Here is a 21,605-nt window from a genome sequence, read left to right on the forward strand (position 1 = left end):
ACAATAGAACTCTATAATCACTAGGTATGACTTGTCATTCGCTAGATAGAGAGAACGAAACCAGAGAATAGGGAGAAGGGAGACATAAGTGAAAATTCGCGTACAAGCAGGGGCAATGCTGGCTGCCATTTGGGTGTTTTTCACCATATTTGGTGGGACGGCTGAAGCCCATTTCAGTTCCACGGGTTTTTCGGACATTACCATTAAGGACAAAAGCCTGGAATATAACGTGTTCCTGTTGGAGAAGGAGCTTATCGAAGCACTACCTGCGATTGATCAGGACGGGGACGGTAAAATTTCGGAAAGCGAGTTTGCAGGCAGTCATGAGATTCTGACCGCGCTGGTTCATGACCGACTGATCGTCACGGGCAACAGTAAGGTTGGCACCGGAACAGTACTCGTAGCGAAGAAGACGGAAAAAGCAAAAATGCCGATGATCGAGATCGACATCAACTATGATTTCGGAGAACCAGTCGACCGGTACATGGTTCAATATAATTTTTATGATGGCACCAACCCGGATCATCGCAGTTATGCAACGATCCGAATGGGACAGCAGTCCATCGTGCAAGTCATTAACAGCTCCAACAACATCCTTCAGATGGAGGGCTATCATGGTGCGGACGCCGGTACAACGGATACAGTAGCAGCCGGCGATTCGGAACAGAAGCCTATTACAACTTCATCCTCTTGGACAAGCGTACTGAAAGCGTACACCACAATGGGCATGGAGCATATCTGGTCAGGTGCTGACCATTTGCTGTTCCTATGTGGTCTTATCCTTGCAGCAGGTGCAAGCGGCTGGACGATGCTGAAGCTGATCTCAGCTTTTACGATCGGACACAGCATTACACTCGTATTATCTGCGCTGGATCTGGCGTCGTTATCACCGCTTATTGTAGAGCCTCTTATTGCATTAAGTATCGTATTCGTAGCCTTTGAGAATATTTTCCGCAAAAAAGATGGCGCGAATACCGAGAATAAGCGACTAGCTGTCACTGTTCTGTTCGGCATGGTGCATGGATTCGGTTTTGCCGAAATCCTGCATGGGACGATGTCGGGCAATATTGCTCTGCCGCTCTTCTCCTTTAATCTCGGGGTAGAGATTGGACAATTGGCTGTACTGGCCATTGTTATTCCGCTTCTCTGGCTGATCCGAAAGGTGATGACCGGCAACCGTCAAACATGGTGGGCATACGGAACCTCATCCCTAGTGGGCTTGATGGGACTTTATTGGCTCATCGAGCGCCTTATTTCAGATTTTAAAATGTAATTATGCTTCATATTCAATCAGAAGGAAGTGTTTCCTATTATGTTAAGCAAGAGTTACAAAAAATGGATCTCTAGCATTCTATTAGCCAGCTTGCTGATGAGTATGCTGTCAACGGTAGGTATTGCTGCTGCGGCAGAAGAGAATACCGTGCCGGAGCTGTTCGTTTCGGAGATTCACCCGGATGTGCAAGGTACGGATGATTTTGAGTTTTTCGAAGTATACAATAACTCGAATAAAACACTCCATTTGAACGATTACACATTCCTGTACCGTTATCCGGATCCAACAGCTTCACCGGATCTCACTTTCACCTTCGGCGAGAAAACGCTGGATCCAGAGCAGGACATGGTGTTCTGGTACAATCCCAAAAACTTTGCTCTTACAGACTTCAATACAAAATACGGCGTAAACCTGACTGACAGCCAAATTGTCCAGGTTGCAGGAACAGGCTTTACAGGCTTCTCGAACTCGGCGGACCGCACGGTTGTTGTTAAAAACAATCAAGGTACCGAAATTTCAAAATCAACCTACACTGTTGCAACGGATGTAGGCGCAGGCCTCGGCGACCACTACATGCTGCCTGCAGCAGGTGGTGTGCAAACCGACAAATTTGCCTTCAAATCTGCTCCAACCCCAGGGACTCTGGCAGAAGGGCAAATCCCTGCTGTTCACTATCAATTCCCGGAAGGACCAGTTAATCAGACTCCGGTAATCACGCATACACCGGTTACAGAAGGCAGCAGTGAAGCGGACCTGACGATTACCGCGCAAATTACGGATGCTGACGATACGGCGACGGCGGCGGTATTTTACAAGAACACGTCCGACTCAGCCTTCACTTCGGCACCGATGACGAATACGGGAGGCTCGGATTTTTCCGCGGTTATTCCAAAAGCTTCGCTTACAAGCACCGAGCTGCAATATTATATTGAAGCTGCAGATGCCATCAACCATGTGAAGTCGTCCACTTATACAGTGGCGATTGAGCAGCATAACTTCGACTACACGAAAGTACCTGTCATGCTTATTACAGAGCTTGTACCGGATTCCACAAACGTGACTGGTGTAAGCTCGGATGCCTATGAGTTCGTCGAGCTGTATAACAATACAACTCGCCCGATCGCGCTCAAGGATTATCAGTTGATCTATCGCTACACGAATTCTTCCACTGCCGATGCGGCATGGGAGCTGCCTAGTACGGCGGTTATTCCACCGCTTAGCAACGTGGTGTTCTGGGTTATGAATGGCGCTACAAAAGATCTGAAAGCTGAAGACTTTAACGCTAATTATCATACAACACTTGTAGAGAATACCAATCTGTTCCGGGTTGATGGCGGCGGCGGTATGGCTAATGGCGGCCAACGCAAGATCGTTATCGCGTCGAAGACGGGCAAGGAAATTGCTGAAGCATTCTATGAGAATGATGCCCAGACTTTACCGGACAAAGGGATTTTCTATCAATATCCAACTGACGGCACGAACCAAATGAAGCTGAACAGCGCTGGCGTAAACGCAGCTACTCCGGGCACTGTGGAAGCCGCATTGCTTCCGGAGCAGCCTGCTCCAGCTGTGAATCAGCTGCCAATTATCGAGCATACGCCGCCCGCATCAGGCAGCATCGACAATGACCTGACTGTGCAAGCAACGATTGCTGATCCTGACAGTGACATCGTTACAGCATCGTTGTTCTACAAAGTAGGCGATGCAGCGGACTACACTTCCGTTCCAATGACAGCCGGAGAGAACAATGTGTTCTCGGCTAATGTTCCAGAGGATGCTTTTACCGATTCGCAGCTGCAATACTATATTCAAGCTAATGATGGAACCGACACGGTAAAATCAAACAATTTCACCGTAACGATCGAGCTTGGCAATGTTGACTTTAATAAGCTTCCACCGCTCATGGTAACGGAGATTGTTCCGGATTCCACAAACGTAGGCTCAGCGGATGGCTATGAGTTTGTCGAGATCTACAATAATACAGATAAAACCATTAACTTCAAAGACTACAAAATTCAATACAGATATACGGCCTCGGGACCGGATGCTGATGTCATTTGGCCATCAACTCCAGAGGAAGTATTGATTCCTTCGAAAAAAACGTTGGTGTTCTGGATTATTAACAGCCAGAATAAGCAACAAACTGTCGATGACTTCAACGCCCTCTACGGCACTAATCTGGTAGAAGGCACCGATATCGTGAAGATCTACAGCGACGGTATGGCAAACGGCGGTGGACGCGGAATTGTTATTGCGACCAATACGAAGACGGAAATCTCGGCCACTTATTATGATACGGATGCGGAGACTGTTGCAAACAAAGGGATTTTCTATAAGTATTCACAGGCTGGCAGCACGCAAATGATCAAATACAGTGCCGGTTTAGAAGCAGCAACACCAGGTTCTATAGCTCCGGTTCAAGTGCCGATTATTGCGGTTAAGACACCAGTGGATGCAATAAATCCTACCTACAAGGATTTGACGAATACACCAGAAATCGATAAAGCACAAAATCTCTCGATTACAGCGGAAGCGCATGACGAGAATAATGTGAAATCGGTAGCTCTCTATTATAAGAGCAACCTTGATACGCAATATACGAAGCGCTACTTGGCAGAAAGCTTTGACGATACGCTGTATCATTACACGGTTTACTCCCCTGAGCTGATCGGCCGCGAATATATCGAGTACTACTATGTAGTATCCGACGGCCAGAACGAGGTAACATCAGACAAGTACCGCACTCAGGTGAAGGGGAATACGGATCATTCGCCGTTGCGTCTGAATGTGAAGGATGGAGACTTCCTTGCTGGAATTAAGGTGCTGAAAGCAACTGCGGAGGAAGCACCAGCCTCCGAGCTTCATCTGTCGGTTGACCAAACGGAAGCGACAGAAGGAACGTATACAGCTGTTGAGCAGGATGCGTATTTCGCTTATGAGGCAAACGGCGTCAACTATTACTTCAAGAACGGCGTTACGATGGGCGACGAGATTTTGTCGATCTTCCTGGATCCAATCAATACGTATACGACTCTGACCGTACCAATCGCTGCTGAACGCCTGAAGAGCGGAAGCAATATTATCTCTATCCGAGCGGGTACAAAAGCCTCGCCGTTTGATGACCGTCCGGAAGAGAACAAAGACGATTTTACTGTTCGTAATGTAAGACTTGTTTTTGCAGATGGTACGGAAATCTTTGACGATCGTTACAAAAACCGGGATACCGTTATCCCAATGGGCGATAGCGCTGGTAAAAATCCAGTGATGGACTTCAATTTTGTTATTCCGGATGAGCTGCTTGCATCCAAGGCTTATGCCCTGGATACGACAAAGCTTCCTGACGGAGAACATACGATTAAAGTCAGCCATTCGGTGGCTGGCGAGAAAACAGCCGTTGTTAATGTAGATAATACTGCGCCGGCTATTACAGCTTCCCTTGAGGAAGGTAAAGAATACCGCGGACCATTCACGATTACGGCTTCGGCTGATGATGCTTTGTCCGGCGTAGATAAAGTACAAGTGTGGCTGGATGAAACGCCAATTACACTCCCTTACGCAACATCCTCCAAGGATTTGACAGGTGGAGAGCATGTATTCAAAATCCAGGCAACTGATAAAGTTGGAAACGTGGCTGTGAAGGAAGTTAAGTTCTCTGTACCGGACGAGAATCCTCTGAAGCCGGAACTGGTATCGCCTGCTGATGGCGCAACCGGTGTTGACCGCAATTCGGTTCTTGCTGTCAAGGTAAAGGATCCTACAAATGACAAGATGGATGTATCCTTCTACCGTGGCTTTAAGTATGACGGGGCAAATAAAGACGGCTTTATGGGCTTCCGCAATGCGGCAGATGTGGAGCCTCCGAAAGAGGCAGCTCCTGCCGGGGAACAAGCCATGACAGATGAAGATTATTCGTTGATCAGTAAAGCTGACGGCGAATATCTGACCGATGATTCCACGGAGAAATTCCCTTATCAGCGGTTCCAGGTACAGCTTGATCCATCCGTGAAGGATACGGATCAGATCGAACTGAGCTGGAAAGGCAAGTCGCTGGAAGGACGTAAAGTCAGCATGTATGTGTGGAGTCCTACCGAGAAGAATTGGAATAGCGTGGACAGCACGGTCGCGGGAACGGAAGATTTTGCGCTTGGCGCCTTTATGACTGTTGGGGATTATGCAGACAATCAAACGCTGCAAGTGATGGTGCAGGATGAGCTGCCTGCTGCTCAAGCGGACCAAGAGGGGCAGGAGAACTATGACTTCTCGTTTGCTTGGATGTCCGATACGCAATATTATTCGGAAAGCTATCCTCACATCTACGAAGATATTGTGAATTGGATTGCCGATAACAAAGAGAAGGACAAAATCAAATATGTGATCCATACCGGCGACATCGTCGACGAAGCGGATAAAGAAATTCAATGGCAGCGTGCAGATAAGGACATGAAGGTGCTGGAAGACGCAAACATTCCTTATGGCGTACTCGCCGGCAACCATGACGTTGACCATCAACTAGGCGCTTATGATTACTACTGGAACTACTTCGGGGAAGACCGGTTCAAGGATCAACCGACTTACGGCGGTTCCCTTGATAACAACCGCGGTCACTATGACCTCGTGTCATCGAACGGCAATGATTTTATTATGGTGTATATGGGCTGGGGTATCCGCGACTCGGATATCGACTGGATGAATGAAGTGCTGGCGAAATATCCGAATCGTAAGGCGATTCTGAACTTCCATGAATTCCTGCTCGTATCCGGCAACCGAGCTCCGATTGCAGATAAGATTTTTGAGGAAGTTGTGCAAAAGAATAAAAACGTATTTGCCGTCTTATCCGGCCATTACCATGATTCCAAGCTGCTTGTCAGCGAGCTTGATGACAACGGTGACGGTGTAAATGACCGTAAAGTCTATCAAATGCTGTCCGACTATCAAGGTGGTCCGGAAGGCGGTCAAGGCTACATCAAGCTTCTTCAGTTTGATATTGCCAACGACAAGATGTATGTAAAAACATACTCGCCGTATATGGACGACTATAATTTCTACGATCCAAGTGATACGACGAAACAGGAAGAGTTCACTCTTGATGTTGACCTGTCACCGCAAGTAAAACGTGTGTCGACCGACTATATGGGCGTAAACGTCTATTCCGATCAGCCGATTGGGAAGGTGGAGCAAGTAGCAAGCGGCGAACAGACCTCCGTAACTTGGAGTGCTCTGAATGCAAATACCAAGTACCAATGGTATGCGGCTGCCGAGGATGCCTATACAGGTAAAACCTTATCGGATATCTGGAGCTTCTCTACCGGAATGAATTCTGATACCGGAACCAATCCTCCGGTAGAGACGCCGGGCGGCTCCGGCAACAACGGACAGACACCGGTGAAAACGGCCAATGGAGTCAGCCTTGAAGGTACAACATCAGGTTTAACATTGACCGTACCGGCTAAGACGCTGAACCAAGCAATCGATATGATTGCGGGACAAAGTGGTCAAACGATTGAGATTACGACAGATTCGACGCAAGCTGTAAGTGCAGAGCTGCCAGCACGAGTGCTGCTTGATGCATTGAAGCAAGCTCCGAATCTGACGATTTCGGTTAAGATCGGTGACGCAAGTTATGATCTGCCGATCAGTGCGCTTAACCTGCCATCGACAATCGGTACAGATGCGTCGCTGATTATCACCATTAATCCGGTAGACAGCACTCTGTCGGCAACGATGAAGGATAAAGCGACTAAGGATGGCGTCAAGCTGGTTGGTACTCCAGTTGAGTTCAGCGTATTCCTTCAATCGAACGGCAATAAGCAAGAGATTCATGATTTTGGGACAACGTATGTTTCCCGTACAATTGATATCAATCATTCCTTGGATGCTTCGAAGTCAACAGCTGTGATTTTCAACGAGGCGACCGGCGAATTTGCATTCGTTCCGGCAACCTTCAAGACGGAAAATGGACATACAGTTGTGACCATCAAGCGTACTGGCAACAGTGTTTATGCAGTAGCTCAATTCAGCAAGACATTCAGCGATCTGAATAACCATTGGGCAAAAACAGACGTTGAGCTGATGGCCTCTAAGCTGATTGTCAAAGGCATGAGCAATGACAAGTTTGCTCCTAACGCTGTTGTAACCCGCGCAGAGTTTGCTGCTATGGTTGTACGTGCGCTTGGTATCTCCGAAGATCAAGCTGCAGCTTCCTTCAAGGATGTAAGCAGCAAAGATTGGTTCGCAGGTGCAGTAGGCGCAGCGGTGAAGGCAGGCATTGTAAAAGGCTATGAAGATAACAGCTTTAAGCCAAATGCTTCGATTACTCGTGAAGAAATGGCTGTTATGATCTCACGTGCCCTTACCTTTACAGGTAAGCAGCCAGCTGGCAGCGGTACAGAACTGCTGAATGCTTTTAAAGACAAAGCTTCTATCGAAGCTTGGGCGAAGCAAGCTGTCGCTCAGGCCGTTGATGCCAAAATCATTGAAGGCACAACAGGCGGCAACTTTGCTCCAGACAGCAAAGCTACTCGTGCGGAAGCAGCAGTTATGCTGAAACGACTATTGGAATTTGTAGATTTTATTTAACTTAATTAGGAGATGCCTCTTCGCTTGGTGAAGAGGCATTTTTATTTTTTTGGGCGAAAAATATGATATACTTTCCTAACCTAACGATTTCGGAAAGAAGGCCATTTTCGTGAATAATTCGATTCAAATTAAGGCATTAAAGTACGGCAATATCTTACATTATGAATGGAATACGGAGCTGCTTGAGGAAGGGGACGGCTATGTATTTGTCCTTGGCCAGTACGGCAGAAAGCTTCAGCATCATACGAAGAAAGCTGTGTTTACGGTGAACAACTGGTCGATCGAATTTTTCTCGAGCAAGCTTTGGTTTACGGTTAGTGCAGCCATTGTTGATGGCCAGATTAACGAGTATTATTGCAACATCAATCAGCCTGCGGTGATGAGCGGGGACGAGGTTTCTTTTGTAGATCTGGATTTGGATCTCGTTCAGCGCGGCGGCGAATGGATGGTTATAGATGAAGATGAATTTATCGAAAATGCGGAAAAGTTCGGGTATCCGGAGCCGCTGATGAAGCAGGTAAGGGCTGAACTGGCCGGGCTTCAGGCACGTGTGGCAGGAAGGCAGTTTCCTTTTGACGGGACCATTGAACGGCTGATGGCGAGAATTCCGAAGCAAGAGCTGGAAACAATAAATCCGACAAGATAAGAAGGAATTCAGCGCAGCATGTAGAAGTATACAAGAAATCATTCCACTACTACTATAGACGCAAGGATGAAAAACGAGATGCTCAAAGATAAAATTTTAAATAGACAGGCGGGAATCATCACTTACGGCATGACCCCGCCTAAGTCGAGCCATACCCCTGAGAAGCTGGCAGAAATATCGGAAAAGCAATATGATCGTTTGAAGGATCTGGATATTGACGGATTAATCTTGTATGACGTGCAGGATGAAGCGGACCGGACGGATGAAGAAAGACCATTCCCGTACTTGCAAGCGATGGACCCAACCGTCTATAGCAAGAATTATTTGAACTATTGGAAGGTCCCTAAGATTATTTACCGGGTTGTTGGCAATAACACGGAAGATAACTTTACGAATTGGCTGAAGCAGGATTTGGAAGAGGATCGGTTCTCGGTCTTTGTTGGTACTTCCTCGAGCAATCAGCAGACGACAATGAAGCTGCCGGAAGCGTATGAGCTTAGCAGTAAGCTGAACGATCGGCTGATGCTGGGCGGCGTTGTTATCCCAGAGCGGCATATGAAGAAGAATGACGAGCATCTCCGGATCAAGGATAAGGTGGACGGAGGCTGTAAGTTCTTCATTTCGCAGGCAACGTTTAACGTAGAAGCATCCAAGAACATGCTCTCGGATTACTATTATTACTGCAAGGAGCAAGGCATTGATACCGTACCGATCTTGTTCAACCTGGCCCCTTGCGGCTCGCAAAAAACGCTGGAGTTCATGAAATGGCTTGGCATCAGCATTCCGAAATGGCTGGAAAATGACCTGCTTAAGTCGACCGATATTTTGGACAAGTCCGTATCTCTTGCGCTGAAAATCTTCGAAGAGCTGTTCGAGTTTGGCATCGAAAAAGGCATTCCAATTGGCTGCAGCATCGAAAGCGTCTCGACACGTAAGGTAGAGATCGAAGCTTCCGTGCAGCTTGTAAAAGATATTAAAAGCGTGATCGACCGTAAGCTTGGCATTCATGCTTAAGTTAAAAATGTAAAGCCGCTGTTTACACTGGAGCTGTTAGAAGCCTGGTGTGAACAGCGGCTTTTTCTTTTGCCTGCTACAGTCGTTGTGACTTTAGTAGGTTTTTTAATTATAATGCAAGACTATTATCCTGAAAGATATATGAAAGTTATAATACAAACGATTAATAAATAAAAATAGTAAAAGATAAATCATTTAATTTATCGGTTTATTATTTATTTTTACAAAATCTATACAACTTATTGACACTCTATGAATGAAACTACTCTATTATGATGCAGTACTGTGAGCTAGAGTAGGAGGGAATCAGGAGTGAATAGAAAGATTAAGCTTACAAATCGAATGTTAGCCGTGGTGATGCTTTGGACGTCAGTTGTTGCGTCCGGAGGTTATTTCATGGTGCATCAAGCCAGTGCCGGAACGGCAGCCAAGAACGTGTTTGCAGCAGAGGGAGTTACGGCTACTGCTAATGGGTACGTATCGGATGAGTTTGCGCCGTCCTTGGCGATTGACGGAAATCGAGACAGCGGTGAGTGGTCGTATCAAGGTGATGTTAACCTGCCAACCACAGAACAGCCGTATTGGCTCGAGGTAGATGCTGGCTCGGAGGTTAGCGTGGAGCAGTTCGTCATCGGACATGCAGGCGCGGGCGGAGAGGAAGCGCAGTATAATACGAAGGATTTCATAATCGAGACGAGTGATGACAACATCACCTGGACGCCGGTCGTAACGGTGACTGGCAACACGGAAAATACAACGACGCATGATCTGGCTGCGCCAGTGACGGCGAGATATTTTAAACTGTCGATTACAAATCCGGGCGAGGTGGATCTAGAGACAGAAGTTTACGCTGCCCGTATTTATGAATTTGAAGCCATCGGCTTCGTGCAGCAGAACCCGGAGAGTCCGGAGGCTGTTGAACCGGAGGAAGCACCAGAGTCGCTTGCAGTTGAAGAGTCAGCTCCAGCTCAAGGATTGCTTGGTGAATATTACCTGGGCACCGGCTCGGGCACCAACTTTGCCTATGGCGATTATAAAGCAACAACGGTTGATCCGCTGATCAACTTTACAGACCTTAACCCGATTTTAAAAGGGCTGACGGGCGTCGAGGATGGCGCGAATGTGCGCTGGACGGGCCAAATTATTCCGCCGCAAACGGATGACTATACGTTCTATATGATGGGCGATAACGGCTTCCGCGTGTGGATTGATAACAAGCTTGTTATCGATCATTGGGTGAACGATTGGGATAAAGAACAGACAAGCAGCCCAATTACACTGGAAGGCAGCCACAAGTACGATATCAAGATCGAATACTTCGAAGACTTTGGCGGCTCCAACCTGTATTTGCGCTGGTCGACGCCAACGCTGACGAAGGAGATTGTGCCAGGTAATGCCTTCTATCTGCCAGCGGATTATACGGGAGCAAAAGCAGCAAGTGTCGCTGCGGATGGCAAAAGCCTGTCCCTCTCGATGATTGCAGGCTTGGGCGAACTGCCGGCAGACCTGAATAGTCACGTCACTGTGACGGCAGCCGGACAAGCAGTTCCCGTTCAGGCTGCTCAGCAGGATGCTGATTCCAGTAACCTGATCTTGACGCTAGGGAAAATCATTTTGCCTGATCAAACGGTGAGCCTCTCTTATGATGGTCAAGGCAGCCTGTTGTATGCGGACGGAACAGCTGTGAAGAGCTTCGTGTTCAGCCCATCGAACTTGTCTGAGGTGACCGATTACACGCCATATGCGATCGCTATGTCCTTATACGGCAGTGCAAAGACGAACCGTTCATTCGCGTGGTATACCACGTATGATCGGCCACAGAATGCGCCAACCAATGCGACGGACAGTATCGTAGAGATCGTGCCGGCGGCGGATTCTTTTGACTCGCCAGACAAGCTCAGAGTCGAAGGCAAGCCGGAAGATACTCGGATTCTTAACAACCTGAAGATTACGAGCAGCACAACTGGATCGTTCATTAGCCATAAAGTGCTGGTTGAAGGTCTAACACCGGGAACAGCATACAAGTACCGCGTGGGTACTGACGGATACTGGAGTGAAGCAGGTTCTTTTACAACCGAATCGGAGAACGAGAATAATTTCAACTTCTTGTATATGACGGATTCGCAAGGCTCGAACTCGCAGGATTACGATGTGTGGGGCAATACGATGCAGCAAGCCGTGAATCATTTCCCGGATGCGAAATTCCTGCTCATGACAGGTGACCAAGTTGATGCTGGTGCGTTGGAATCGCAATGGCTGGACTATTTTAAAAAGCCGCAATCGCTTCTGATGAACCTGCCGCTTATGGCAGCAGTGGGCAATCACGAAGGTCCGTACAACGATAACTATTACTACCATTTCAATTATCCGAATGATTCGATCAAGAATCCACTTCCACCGGGCAGTGTGTACGCGTACGACTACGGCGATGCGCACATTATGGTGCTCAACACGATGGATATCGGATGGGACGATGCGCAGAAGGAAGCCTTCCGGCAAGAAGTGGAATGGCTGAAGCATGAAGTTGCAGAGACGGATAAGAAATGGAAGATTGTCGCGTTCCACAAAGCGATCTATTCCGTCGGGAACCATGCGAAAGACAGTGATATTCTGGCCTTGCGCGAAATGATGTACCCGGTATTTGATGAGCTTGGTATCGATGTTGTTCTGCAAGGACATGACCATACCTTCATGCGCTCATTCCAAATGTACAATAATCAGCCGGTACAGAACGTGCAGACGGACTCCCAAGGCAGAGCGATTAATCCGGCCGGTACGATCTACATGATCAATAACTCGGCTGCAACGAAGTTTTACGATGTGCAGGACGGTGTTGACCGTTTCTATGCAGCCGTGTATGAACAGCCGAAGAAAGCGATCTTCTCTGGCGTAAGCATGACGGAGAACAGCTTTACGATTGATTCGTTCCAATCGGGTGACGAGAATCCATTTGATACGTACACGATTGTCCGGGATGATGAAAAGCCGAAGCCGGTCGAGCAGCTGGCAGTAAGCAAATCGGAAGACGGCAAACGGACAATTACTTGGAACAAACCTCAGGATGAGGGGATCAGAGGATTTCGCATTTACGAAACAAATGGCAAGCTGGGCGCCAACTGGAATATGTACATTCCTACGGTAGAGGGTCAAGAGAGCTACCAGTATGTCGCAGCGGATACAAACCTCGACCAGTCCTACCAATTCGTTGTAAAAGCCGTTAATAAACGGGATAATTCCGAAGCGAAAGTAGTGACAAGCGCAGGTGATGAGCCAGCTGCTCCAACGGCACCTGTTCAGGACGACGCGCATAACACATTTGGTTGGACGAATGTACCAGCTTATCCTGCAATTTCGAATTATGAATATAGCGTAGATAACGGCACAACATGGCTGCCGGCAATCGCGAATCCGCAGCCAATTGGCGACGGTGACTATTCGGCAGGTACGGTTCAAGTACGCGTGAAGGCTGATGCATCGCTTGGTATTGCTTCTGGTGCGCCGCTCGTATCGACGAAGGCATTCACCAAGAACGATACCCGGGATACCTTCCTGCTGTCGGGCACGATTGATAGAGGCGAACAAATGAAAGTGAGCGTAAACGTTGAGCAGCTCACGGATTACAACGACGACGCGTATGTGGTATTCCAGCTGATGAAAGGGAATAACCCGCAGCCGATTCTCGTCAGCGCTGTTCCACTCAAGAAGACAAAGCTGGCCATGACGCAGTATTTCAATGAAACAGGTGCCGACTACAAAGTGAAGGTATTCGTCGTGGATCAATTCAACAGCAAGAATGAGACGCCGGTTCAATTGGCTAGACCAATGCTGTTCCAATAACGGCTGGAAAGAGAGGACAACCAAAGGTGAAAAAAGTTTTAGCAGCCCTATTGGCATTGTTTATAGTGATATTGCCGGCAACCGGCTATGCAGCAGCATCCTTCGCGCTTAATGTGAGTGCGAAGGAGGTGCTGCGCGGTGATGAGATTACGTTTTCTGGTACGGCTTCAGGCGATGTAACCTTGAAGATTATTCGTCCGAACAAAACCCTTTTCTATATGGATGTTATTGAGTCGTCGAATGGCAGTTATTCCACAACCATTACGATTCCGGATACGGAAGATTTTGCACCGTGGGGTGTCTATAACGTTGCAGCTAGCAGCGGCACCTCCACAGCATCCAAGACTTTCTCTGTTGTTGAGAAGCTGGGAGACGGAGGCAGTACGGACCCGGATCCGGATGAACCATCCAATCCCGGTAACGGAGGCGGGACAGTAACCCCTCCTGCGAATACGAGTATTCCATCTGATGCAGGCAGCGCGGCAGGCTCCGTTATTCAACCAGAACTGAGCAACGGAAGCTATATCTTTGGCAGCGGCACACTGGCTTCTGCAATTGCTAACGCGCATGGTTCCGTTACAGTAGAGCTTCCTGCACAGGCAAGCGATTCTGGCAACGCATTGAACTTCCCAGCTCAGGCGCTGAAGGACTTGAAAGACAAGAATGTGGATCTGATCCTTATTTCCGGTAACGCCACAATCCGGATTCCTGCAGGCTCCATAACGGCATCAGCTGCATCGGATGCGCAGATTCGCATCATTTTGAATACGACGCTGACAAGTGATGCTAAGAACATCATTAACGGAACGATTCAATCGAAACCGGAATATGTATCGACTGGCATTGTGATCTCGGTATCTATCCAGGTTATCACCAGCAATGGTGTCACCGAGATTCATAATCTGGACAAACCAGCTGAAGTCTCCATCAAGCTGACCGAGGAACAAGCGAAGAAGATCCATTCCAACCTTGCTGGTGTTTATTTTGTAAACGGGACTGATCTTGAATATGTGGGCGGCAAGGTTAAAGGCGATACGTTCACATTCAAGGCAAAGCACTTCTCTTCCTACACGATTCTTGAATATGGCAAGTCCTACGAGGATCTGGCTTCTGGTCATTGGGCAGAGGTGGCTGTTAAGTCGCTGAGTGCAAAGCATATTATCACCGGTGTAGACAATCAGCATTATGCACCAAACCGTAACATTACGCGTGCAGAGTTCGCCACGATGATGATGCGTGCGGTGGATTGGACAGGCAATGCTTCGGACGAGGCCGGCACGAATCCGTTCAAGGATGTCCCTAATGGTCTGTACTATACAGATGCGGTAACCCGTGCTGCTTCGCTTGGTATTGTGTCCGGCTATAGCGGCGCATTTAGACCAAACGATACGATTACGCGTGAAGAAGCGGTTGTTGCACTTATGCGTGCGGTTAAATACTTCGATTTATCTGCGTCCGATAAGGCAGCTCCTGTGTTCGCGGATGCGAAGCAAATCTCTGCTTGGGCGACGGATGCGGTTAATAAAGCTTGGTCGGCTGGATTAATGGAAGGCGACGGCAAGTTGTTCCATCCGAAGCAACAATTAACCCGTGCTGAAGTTGCGGTGATGATGAACCGGCTGCTGCCGTAAGGAAGAGGAATGAAGGAGGACAAGGTGCAAATGTTTAAACAGCTTTTTGCGGTAGCGATGACTGTTCTATGCCTTACCAGCTATTTGGTACCTGCAGCATCGAATACCGCCTATGCGGCATCAGATGTCGTAGGGATAGCAACTCAGAATGTAGCCTTGAACGCGACAGCAACAGCTTCCGGCCAATGCAACGCGAGCGAGGGAGCGAGCAATGCCGTGGATGGTAAAACCGATACCAAATGGTGTGACAATACATCCGCTTCGAAAAAATGGCTCAAGCTCGACCTTGGTAAGGTCTACATGGTTAATGAATGGGTGCTGCAGAACGCAGCCATTAATGAATCGAGCAATAGTCCGTTTTGGAATACGAAAAATTTCAGACTTCAAAAAAGTGACGACGGTGAAACGTGGACAGATGTTGACGTTGTAACGAACAACGCGCAGACGATTGTCGACCGGTTCGTAGAACCGTTTGCGGCTCGGTACATTAGGCTCTATATCGACAAGGCCGCTTATGATAATAACACGGCCCGAATTTACGAATTTGAAGTATACGGAGTTGATGCCGACCAGATTCCAGCTGTTCCAGAGACGGATCTTGCTCCAATCGATTACGTAGATCCGTTCATCAATACCCTTGGCGACAATGGGCAGACCAATCCTGGTCCTTCGACTCCATTTGGTCTGGTATCGCTTGGTCCAGACAGCGATGGTGGAGCATTCAGCGGTTACTATTACGAGAATAAATATTTGAAGGGCTTCTCGCATCTGCGGTTCAGCGGCGTGGGCTGCAGCGGCGCAGGCGGTAACATTTTGGTCATGCCAGAAACACGCGGCTTCACCAAGAATGTTGCGGAATACAAGCAGAAGTATGATAAAAGCAGTGAGGAAGCATCCGCAGGTTATTATGGCGTAACGCTCGCCTCCGGCATTAAAGCACAATTAACGTCTTCTGATAATGTGGGCTTCCATAAGTATTTATTCCCCGAGGGGACTAACACAGGCTCGGTTCTGGTCGACTTGTCCAATTCCTATGCTGGTATGGTCGATGCTAACCTGAAGGTAACAGGCAGCAACGAAATTACAGGGATGATCAAGTCCCAGAACGTATGTGGACATGGTTACTACACGATCTATTACTCGATTCAATTCGATCATGACTTCGACTCTTACAGCTCGTGGCAAGGTGATGCAGTTGGTGCAGTTGCTGAGCGTACTGGCTCGAACAGTGGCGTATGGCTGAACTTCAACACAGCAGACAACAAAACCGTTCAAGCAAAAGTAGGCCTGTCCACAATTAGTGTGGAGCAAGCACAAGCTGAACGCGGCGCGTACACGGACTGGGATTTTGACGCTCGTCATGAGGAAGCTAGAGATGCTTGGAGCAACGTTCTGAATAAGGTCGAAATTACCGATTCAGATGAAGAGAACAAGCGTGTGTTCTACACGCAAATGTATCACTCCTATCTGAGCCCGAAGAACGTGACCAGCTCGGCTGGCACATTCAAAGCGGCAAGAGACGAGAATACGATTCGTCAAGCTTCCGAGCTAGGTGATGATTTCGACTATTACAATGGCTGGACAACATGGGATGACTTCCGTAAATACGCGATGTTCTCACTCTTTGAGCCAGCGCGTTACAACAACATGGTGAAGTCGCTTGTGGATCTCTACAGTACACGCGGCTCCTATATGCAATGGGGCGATGGCTATTGGCCAAGCCCAACGGTTAGGAACGAGTTCAATGGTCAAGTTATTCTCGATGCTTACGCGAAAGGCTTTCAGGATTTCGACGTATATAAAGCATTAAAAGGGATGGCTGTTGACGCGGACAACTTCGCAATCAGCGATGGGGAAATCTCCGGCAAGCTGGAGAAAGCAAACAGCGCTTCGTTCCCGATGAAGCTGGCGCAGCTGATCGGAGACAAAGCAACCTATGATAAGTACAAGCCGCTCGCTTTGTCGTATAAAAACTTGTGGAATCCGAATCAAGTAGACGAGACTGGAGTAAAGACTGGCTTCTTTACGCCAAATGGAACGACCGTTACGAAGGATGATATTTTACCGGTAGACCGCTACGCTTATCAAGGTAACTTGTGGCAGTACCGTTGGTCTGCACCGCAGGATATTAACGGCTTGGCTGATTTGATGGGCGGCAAGACGGAGATGGCGAAGCAGCTGATGCATTTCTTCGAGATTGACGAATATATGGCGATTAATGAAGAGGATATTTCGGCGCCTTACTTGTTCGACTATCTGGGCTACCCTTATTTGACGCAATATTATGCAAGGGAGTATACGACGGAAGTCGTGACGCAGAAGTATCATAACCACGGAGCTTACGGGTATCCGATTAAATCCCGAGTTTACCGTGATGATCCAGAGGGTTATCTGCCTTCGATGGACGATGACGCAGGCGGCATGTCCTCCTGGTTCGTCTATAGTGCACTGGGCTTGTTCCCAGGCAACCCTGGCGAAGCGAATTTCCTGATCGGCTCGCCGATCTTCCAAGAAGTGAAGCTGCATATGGGTAGCGGCAAGACGTTAACGATCAAGGCGAATGGCGTCTCGAGCGAGAATCGTTTTATCCAATCCGCTTCGCTGAACGGCAATAACTTCGATCAAGCTTGGATTAGCTACGAAGATCTGATGGCTGGCGGCACGCTGGACTTCCAGATGGGCAGTACGCCAAACACAAGCTGGGGTGCCAAAGCAAGTGCGGCTCCTCCAACAATCGATTATTCAGCAGATGTCGATAATGACTTGAACCATGAAGCGCTGATCGCCGAGAAATCGACGTGGAAGTATCTGGATAAAGGTGTTGCTGCAGGCAACGGCTGGACAGACGTAGATTTCGACGACAGCACCTGGAGCTCCGGCGAGGCTATGCTTGGTTATGACAGCTATGGCAAGCCGGCGACCAAGGTCAGCTATGGACCAAATGCCAACAGCAAGTATACGACGACCTATTTCCGTAAAACATTCGACGCGAAGGATCTCTCTGGTATTCTCGAGCTGGACGCGAGTCTGATCCGAGATGATGGCGCGATCGTATATTTGAACGGACATGAAATTATCCGAACCAACATGCCGGCAGGTGCCGTCAATTACGGTACATTTGCAAATGCAACCGTTGGTGACGAGCGGGATCGGAACGTCTATGTTATTGATCCATCGTTCCTCGTTGAGGGCAAGAACGTGCTCACGGCAGAGGTGCATCAGGTGAATGCAACAAGCTCGGATATCGCATTCGAATTCAGCCTTGAAGCGGTTCGCAAGCTGACAATTCCGGCTGCTCCAACAAATCCAATCGTGGACGACAAAGCGAACACGTTCGGCTGGACAGCTGTGGCTGGTATTGAGAAGGCATCGGATTATGAATTCAGCACGGATGGCGGCAAGTCCTGGAGACAAGCAACTTCCAATCCGCAAACCGTTGGTCCTCTTAACTATGAGCCCGCTATGGTTCAGGTGAGAGTGATGGCGAATGCGAGCGAGAACCGCGCAGCTGGCGATGTATTAAACGCTAATGAAGCGTACACATCCGATGTGAAGTGGGATGTGTACGACCTGAAGGCAGATATTCGTCAGGACGACAACATGGTTGTTGACGTCACAGGTACCTTGCAGGGTGATTATACAGACTCAGCAGTGGTCGTTTTCCAACTGATGGACGGTAACGAGCGCGCTTGGGTATCCAGCGCCGTGCCGGTTCAGACAGGAAGCTTCGACATTTCGCAAATCTATAACGTGGATGCAAGCAAGTACAAGGTCAATGTGTACCTTGTTAACGAGTTTAACGGGAATATCTTTGAATCGCCTTTGTGGCTGGCCGATCCAATTGTACAGCAGGCAGAGCCTGGATCGCTTCCTGATCCAGAGGGTCCGCCGGTTACGGAAGATCCGCTGCCGGTGCCAATCCCATTGCCGGAGCCAAAGCCGGACGAACCGGAAGAGCCGGAAGTGCCGGAAGTGCCGGATACCGGCCTGACGATCCAATTCGAGGATAAAGCGGAATGGACGTCGGCAGCACATCCGGATGCAAACGGTGGATTGAAAACGGAAGCAGGCAATGGCGGAACGGTTGTTGCTCACACGTTTAATAATGCATGGCTGGCCTACAACATTGACTTCGGCACGACCGGGTTCAATAACGTGACTGTCGAATACGATGCACCTACGAATAGGGTGCCAGCTGGTACCAAGCTGGAATTCAGACTGGGCAGCGAGACGGGTGAACTTGTAGGTACGGTCAATATGGAAGACAAGAATTCAGGTTGGGGAAGTTATATTGCAACTAATGCCAACCTGACAAGAACTCTGACTGGACAGCAGAAAATGGTTGTCGTGATGGTAGCGGGAGCACCATATACAACCGATCTCCCGTACATTGGCAACTTCGACTGGTTCAAATTCGGCTATGAGCCGGTTAGAACTGACTATGCCAAGCTGGAACTGGAGTCTTTCGATGATTGGACTTCGGAATTGAATCCAGCGAACAGCACTTCGATCGGAACGGAAGCAGGAAAAGGCGGAGTTGGCCAGCAAGTGAAGAATACGTTCAATGGCGCATGGCTTGCGTACAAACGTATGGACTTCGGCAGTGAAGGTGTTAACAAGCTCTCAATTGAGTATGCAGGTAACACGACAAACACCTATAACAACTCTGCTGTAGAAGTTCGTCTTGGAAGTCCAACAGGTACATTGGTTGGCACCATTGCAGCGCCTCCGACAGCTGGCGCTTGGGGAACTTATGCTACGGTTAGCGGCAGCTTGACGCAGAAGCTGACTGGTATTCAGGATATTTATCTGGTGCTTACAGGTACTGCGGCAACTGGAGAGACCGGTAAGAAATATATCGGCAACTTCGATAATGCTTCCTTCTCCTTAGGCGTAGAGGAACCGGAGGAGCCGGAGCAGTTAACGGTTCAATTCGAGGATAAGACCGATTGGAATACCGATCTTAATACGTTCAATAAACAAGCGATGAGAATTGAAAACAATAATGGCGGACAAACGATTGGTAATACGTTTACCGGTGCTTGGCTAGCTTTTAAAGACGTCGACTTTGGCTCGCAAAAGGGTAAGAACAAGATCTCGATCGTCTATGACGCTCCGAGCAATAGAGTGCCAGCAGATGTAAAAGCGGAGATTAGACTGGGAGACAAAGAAGGGACAGTAGTAGGCACGGTCGCACTGCCTACTACCGGGTCTAGCTGGGGGAATTACTCGACTGCTACAGCAGATCTGAACACGACAATCAAAGGCAAACAGGATTTGTACATCGTATTTACGGGAAGTACAACATTACCACTCCTGTACGTAGGCAACTACGACAGCGTAACGTTTGGTTACGAGCCGGTACGCAGCGATTATGCCAAGCTCGAGCTGGAATCATATGACGCCTGGACTACGGAACTGAATCCAGCAAACAGCGATCCACTCGGCACTGAAGCAGGAAAAGGCGGAGTTGGCAAGCAAGTAAAGAATACGTTTAACGGCGCATGGCTGGCGTATAAACGTATGGACTTCGGCAGTGAAGGTGTTAACAAGCTCTCGATTGAGTACGCAGGAAATACGTCCAACACCTATAACAACTCTGCAGTAGAAGTTCGTCTTGGAAGTCCAACAGGTACATTGGTGGGGACAATCGCGACGCCCCCGAAAGCTGCAAATTGGACAACTTATGACACCGTCAGCGGCAGCTTGACGCAGAAGTTAACGGGCATTCAGGATGTGTATCTGGTGCTTACGGGTACTGCTGCAACTGGCGAGACAGGCAAGAAATATATCGGCAACTTCGATAATGCGGCGTTTACGCTGGGCGAGTAGGAGTAGTCGGAAATAAACAACAGCCCCCAATCCGTTTGAAGGATTGGGGGCTGTTGTGGTTTGTAAGTAATGCGGGCGGTAATAGTAAGCTAGTTTCTTCGTGCCGCTGTAAGCTCAAAGGAGACTGACAGGCGAGTTATTATCCCAGTAACCATGTGTTAAGCATACTCAATTAGGCTCTACAGCACGAAAAATCACAGCCACCAGACTGTACTTCCTCCAACAGAATGGTGTATTCGTGCCAAGTAACTATAGCTGCATTGGATTGTATCCAGCAGGATCCAGCATATAGGCGGAATACAGCTCATGATGCGTGAAAGTTACTGGAAGGAATCCAACATAACCCTCAGCCGTATACGCTCAAGATCGATTTCGTTGGATTAGATCCAACGAAAGGACGAACTAGACCACTATGCGAAATTCAAAAAAGCCAGACTGTACTTCATCCAACAGAAAGGTGCATTCGTGCCAAGTAACCATAGTTGCATTGGATTCTATCCAGCAGAATCCGGTGCATAGGCGAATTCAGCTCATTGATGCGTGAAAGTTACTGGAAGGAATCCAACATAACCGCAGCCGTATACGCTCAAGATCGATTTCGTTGGATTAGTTCCAACGAAAGGACAACTAGACTACTACGATACGAAAAATCACAGACGCCAGACTGTACTTCATCCAACAGAATGGTGCATTCGTGCCAAGTAACCATAGCTCCATTGGATTCTATCCAGAAAATTCCAGCGCATAGGCGGAATACAGCTCATGATGCGTGAAAGTTACTGGAAGGAATCAAACA

Annotated in this window: 7 protein-coding genes; all 7 read left to right on the forward strand. The window is 48.3% G+C overall.

The genetic code is table 11. The features are described 5' to 3' along the window. The first annotated feature begins 88 nt into the window (after positions 1-88). The 7 genes from AB4Y93_RS09220 (at position 89) to AB4Y93_RS09250 (ending at position 20,809) form a co-directional block, all read left to right on the forward strand. The gene (locus AB4Y93_RS09220; RefSeq protein ID WP_441891120.1) at positions 89-1,273 is read left to right on the forward strand and encodes a HupE/UreJ family protein; all 1,185 of its coding nucleotides are present in this window, start codon (positions 89-91) and stop codon (positions 1,271-1,273) included. Between the two features lie 39 nt (positions 1,274-1,312). Continuing rightward, positions 1,313-7,849 carry an S-layer homology domain-containing protein gene (locus tag AB4Y93_RS09225; RefSeq protein ID WP_441891122.1) on the forward strand — a complete coding sequence of 2,179 codons (6,537 nt, stop codon included), beginning with the start codon at positions 1,313-1,315 and terminating at the stop codon, positions 7,847-7,849. 109 nt (positions 7,850-7,958) lie between these two features. Beyond that, on the forward strand, positions 7,959-8,495 hold the full coding sequence (locus tag AB4Y93_RS09230) for a DUF402 domain-containing protein (RefSeq protein ID WP_441891123.1): 537 nt from the start codon (positions 7,959-7,961) through the stop codon (positions 8,493-8,495). 78 nt (positions 8,496-8,573) lie between these two features. Further along, positions 8,574-9,509: a methylenetetrahydrofolate reductase gene (locus AB4Y93_RS09235; protein WP_167280327.1), complete on the forward strand. Its 936-nt coding sequence runs from the start codon at positions 8,574-8,576 to the stop codon at positions 9,507-9,509. Between the two features lie 312 nt (positions 9,510-9,821). Beyond that, positions 9,822-13,346, forward strand: a complete 3,525-nt coding sequence (locus AB4Y93_RS09240) for a PA14 domain-containing protein (protein WP_441891125.1) — start codon at positions 9,822-9,824, stop codon at positions 13,344-13,346. A 26-nt stretch (positions 13,347-13,372) separates the two neighbouring features. Beyond that, positions 13,373-14,977: an S-layer homology domain-containing protein gene (locus tag AB4Y93_RS09245; protein WP_441891127.1), complete on the forward strand. Its 1,605-nt coding sequence runs from the start codon at positions 13,373-13,375 to the stop codon at positions 14,975-14,977. A 30-nt stretch (positions 14,978-15,007) separates the two neighbouring features. Next, on the forward strand, positions 15,008-20,809 hold the full coding sequence (locus tag AB4Y93_RS09250) for a glycoside hydrolase domain-containing protein (RefSeq protein WP_441891129.1): 5,802 nt from the start codon (positions 15,008-15,010) through the stop codon (positions 20,807-20,809). Positions 20,810-21,605 lie beyond the last annotated feature (796 nt).

Origin of the sequence: Paenibacillus sp. YAF4_2 (assembly GCF_052113225.1) — a bacterium.
In the GTDB taxonomy this organism is placed as follows: domain Bacteria; phylum Bacillota; class Bacilli; order Paenibacillales; family Paenibacillaceae; genus Pristimantibacillus.